This is a genomic window from Kitasatospora sp. GAS1066B (assembly GCF_041262605.1).
Lineage (GTDB): Bacteria > Actinomycetota > Actinomycetes > Streptomycetales > Streptomycetaceae > Kitasatospora.
Genome location: NZ_JBGCCO010000088.1, coordinates 1 through 1,617, shown reverse-complemented (window position 1 = coordinate 1,617; position 1,617 = coordinate 1). Strand labels below are relative to the sequence as shown.

Here is a 1,617-nt window from a genome sequence, read left to right as displayed (position 1 = left end):
CTTGATCTTTAAGCAATCGCCTCGAACGAGCCGTCGAACTTGATCACTCGTATCGGTAACCGCCGTACGCGGAAGCGGCCTTCGCCTGATCATGTGCTCCGACCAAGGAACACACACGATCAGTACGAAGGCCGTGGGGATGAGTCTGCTGCACGATGGCGTCCGACGGGATGCGTTCGCTGAACTGTCACGCTTCCGGGGTGAGTTCTACTCCTGCTTGACTCGGCGGGCGGATGCGTTGTTCGAGCTGGCCGACGCGGTGCTGTGCGCCGACGGTCCGGTCCGGTCGCTGGTGGAACTCTCACTGGTGGGCGAGCACCGGCGAGGCCACGGGGGCCTCTACGACGCTCTGGCCCACGGGCGTCTGGACGCCGACCGGCTGCGGCGGGCGCTGGCGGCCGTGCCGCTGCCCCGCGCCGCTGACGGCCGGCTCGTGCTGGCCGTCGACATCACCTGCTGGCTGCGACCGGACGCCCACACCTCGCCGGAGCGGATCCTGTGCCACACCTACGGGAGGGGCAAGGACCAGCACATTCCCGTCCCGGGCTGGCCCTACTCGGTCATCACCGCGCTGGAGCCCGGACGCAGTTCGTGGACCGCACCACTGGACGCACTGCGTCTGGCACCAGGCGACGACGCCGCCGCGGTCACCGCACGGCAACTGCGGGACCTGGTCCAACGCCTCATCCACGCCGGGCAGTGGCAGACCGGCAACCCGGACATCCTCGTCGTCGCCGACGCCGGCTACGACGCCCCACGCCTGGCCTTCCTCCTGAACGGCCTGCCCGTGCAGGTCCTGGCCCGGATGCGCTCGGACCGCGTCCTGCGCCGAGCATGCCCACCCCGACTCCCCGGCACCACGGGCCGCCCGCCAAGGCACGGCGGCGAGTTCGTCTTCGGCCAGCCGGACACCTGGGGCGTCCCCGATGCGCAGACCGTCACCGAGACCCGCCTCTACGGAACCGCGACCGCACGCTCCTGGGACCGGCTGCACCCCAAGCTGACCCACCGCTCCTCCTGGACCGCCGAGGCCGGCACCCTGCCGGTCATCGAGGGAACCGTGATCCGACTGGAGGTCGGCCACCTACCCAGCGGAGCCATCCCCAAGCCGGTCTGGCTGTGGTGGTCCGGCACCGACGCCACCCCCGCAGACGTCGACCGGCTCTGGCAGGTGTTCCTTCGCCGCTTCGACATCGAGCACACCTTCCGCCTCTTCAAGCAGACCCTGGGCTGGACCCGCCCGAAGATCCGCACCCCCGAAGCAGCCGACCGCTGGACATGGCTGATCCTGGCCGCCTACACCCAACTACGCCTCGCCCGACCGCTCGCCGCCGACCTCCGCCGCCCCTGGGAGACACCCGCGCCGCCCGAACGCCTGACCCCCGCCCGCGTCCGACGAGGATTCCGGCACCTCCGCCCGCACACCGCCAACCCGGCCAGTGCACCGAAACCCAGCCACCCGGGCCCCGGGCGGCCTCCCGGCCGCAAGAACTCCCAACCGACCCCACGTCACGACGTCCACACAGCCCGCAAGACAGGCACGACGAAGCCAGCAGCGAAGAAGACGAAGAAGTCCAACACCCCTCGCCCCCGCCGCACAGGTTAAAGATCAAGCTA

The 1,617-nt window shown here is 70.2% G+C and carries 1 protein-coding gene; it reads left to right on the top strand.

Annotated elements, in window-relative coordinates; translation table 11 throughout:
* Positions 1-139: 139 nt before the first annotated feature.
* Positions 140-1,606 (top strand): NF041680 family putative transposase, encoded by a 1,467-nt coding sequence (locus ABH937_RS38160; protein WP_370220856.1) that lies wholly within the window; start codon positions 140-142, stop codon positions 1,604-1,606.
* Positions 1,607-1,617: the final 11 nt, after the last annotated feature.

Excerpts from the sequence above, each read along its gene's own strand:
- ABH937_RS38160 (WP_370220856.1), top strand. The coding sequence starts at position 140 with ATGAGTCTGCTGCACGATGGCGTCCGACGGGATGCGTTCGCTGAACTG.